This is a genomic window from Mesorhizobium sp. M7A.F.Ca.ET.027.03.2.1 (assembly GCF_003999175.1).
Classification (GTDB): domain Bacteria; phylum Pseudomonadota; class Alphaproteobacteria; order Rhizobiales; family Rhizobiaceae; genus Mesorhizobium.
In genome coordinates this window covers 1-2244 of sequence record NZ_RZOM01001011.1, presented here as the reverse complement: position 1 = coordinate 2244, position 2244 = coordinate 1, and the positions used below count along the sequence as shown (strand labels likewise).

Sequence of the window (2244 nt, the reverse complement as noted above, 5' to 3'; positions counted from 1 at the left end):
ATGCCAGCCGGGCCGGCGTCGAGGTCGACCTGGTCGTGCGCGGCATCTGCTGCCTGAGGCCGCAGGTTCCGGGCCTGTCGGAAAACATCCGCGTAAAATCGATCGTCGGCCGTTTTCTCGAGCACAGCCGCATCTATTGTTTCGGCAACGGTCACGGCCTGCCGTCGGACGAGGCGATCGTCTACATCTCCTCGGCCGATCTGATGCCGCGCAATCTCGACCGCCGCGTCGAAACCATGGTGCCGATCACGAATCCAACTGTGCACGAACAGATCCTTGGCCAGATCATGCTGGGCAACATCATGGACAATCAGCAAAGTTTCGACGTATTGGCTGATGGAACCTCCCGGCGCGTCGTGCTGGAGGAGGGCGAGGAACCGTTCAACGCGCAGGAATATTTCATGACCAATCCGAGCCTGTCGGGACGGGGTGACGCGCTGAAGTCGCATGCGCCCAAGCGCATTGCGCAGTTCAAGCGCCGCAAGAAGAACGCTGCAGCGTCCGGCTGATGCTGTCTGATTCCCAGGGCCGGCTGCAGGACCGCCGACCGCTGTCCATCATCGACATCGGATCGAACTCGATCCGCCTCGTCGTCTATGAGGGGCTGGCGCGCTCGCCGACCATGCTGTTCAACGAAAAGATGCTGGCCGGTCTCGGCCGGGGCATCGTTTCGACCGGCAAGCTCGACCCCGAGGCGGTGACGCGCTCGATGGAAGAGTTCCGTCGCTTTCGCGCGCTTTCCGACCAGGCCGGCGCCGAGCAGATGTATGTTCTGGCCACCGCCGCGGCCCGCGAGGCGGTCAATGGCCCTGATTTCATTCACCGCGCCGAGGAGGTGCTGAAGACTGAGATCCGTGTCATCAGCGGCCGTCAGGAAGCGTATTATTCGGCGCTCGGCGTCATTTCCGGCTTCCATCCGGCCGACGGGATCGCCGGCGATCTGGGCGGCGGCAGCCTCGAACTGGTCGACGTCGCCGGCGAAGCGATCGGCGACGGCATCACGCTGCCGCTGGGCGGCTTGCGCCTGCAGGACATGGCGAAGAACTCGCTGACCCAGGCGGCGAAGATCGCGCGTGACGAACTGGCGAAGGCCAAGCTGCTGAAAGGCGGGCAGGGCAGGCCTTTCTACGCCGTCGGCGGCACCTGGCGAAATCTCGCCCGGCTGCACATGGAAATGACCAACTATCCGCTTGGCGTCATGCACCATTACGAGATCTCGGCCGAAAGCGCGGCGAATTTCCTCAAGCAGGTGGCCAAGGCCGAGATCGAGAAGGTCAAGGGTATCGAAGGCGTTTCCAAGAACCGCCGTTCGCTGCTGCCCTATGGTGCCATCGTGCTGCAGGAGATCATGGCGGCGATGCAGCCGTCGAAGATCGTCGTCTCGGCGCTCGGCGTGCGTGAAGGTTTTCTCTATTCGCTGCTCGACGAGGCGGAGCAGAAGGCCGATCCGCTGATTTCGGCCTCGGAGGAGCTTGCACGCCTGCGCTCGCGCTCCGTCACCCATGCGCATGAACTTGTCGACTGGACCGCCAAAACCTTTGCCGCCTTCGGCATCGACGAGACCGAGGACGAGGCGCGCTACCGCCACGCGGCCGCATTGCTGGCCGATATCGGCTGGCGCGCGCATCCCGAATATCGCGGCAAGCAATCGCTCAACATCATCGCGCACGCCTCCTTCTTCGGCGTCGACCATCCCGGCCGTGCCTTCCTGGCCATGGCCAACGCCTATCGTCACGACGGCATCTTCAACGAAGCCATCGCCCCCGAGATCAAGGCGTTGGCGCCGCCGCGTTATCTGGAGCGGGCGCGCGTACTCGCCGCGATGATGCGCGTCGTCTACCTGCTGACGGCGTCGATGCCCGGCATCATGCCCAGGCTCAAATGGGAACAGCGCGCCAACGGCGTGCTGGCGCTGGTCTTGCCGGCATCGCTGGCCGATCTCTATGGCGAGCGGCCGGCCGGGCGCTTGGCGCAACTGGCAAAGATCACCAACCGCCGGCTGGTTCTGGCTGTCGAGGGTGGTCCCAGCATGTCGGTGAAGTAGGGCGTGTCGGTCAAGTAGGCGTTACGCCGAACCACGCCCGTCGACGCAGGGCCATGGACTCTTGCGAAGAGGACCCCCACCCTAGCCCTCCCCACAAGGGGGAGGGAACGCTGCCGCGTGCCTCTAATTCTTCTTTGGCACCGAAAAGACAGGCGATTCGCGTGGGTCGGCGCCAACGGAAGTCTCCCTCCCCCTTGTGG

1 protein-coding gene and 1 pseudogene are annotated in these 2244 nt (G+C 64.1%); both read left to right on the top strand.

The window, feature by feature from the left end; all coding sequences use genetic code 11:
* Positions 1-509: pseudogene (locus EN750_RS30405) on the top strand (RNA degradosome polyphosphate kinase); the annotation flags it as partial.
* On the top strand, positions 509-2044 hold the full coding sequence (gene ppx / locus EN750_RS30400) for an exopolyphosphatase (RefSeq protein ID WP_127398943.1): 1536 nt from the start codon (positions 509-511) through the stop codon (positions 2042-2044). The pseudogene EN750_RS30405 and the gene ppx, both read left to right, overlap by 1 nt.
* The last annotated feature ends 200 nt before the right edge of the window (positions 2045-2244 follow it).

Coding starts and splice junctions, on each gene's coding strand:
- ppx (WP_127398943.1), top strand. CDS start 509: ATGCTGTCTGATTCCCAGGGCCGGCTGCAGGACCGCCGACCGCTGTCC.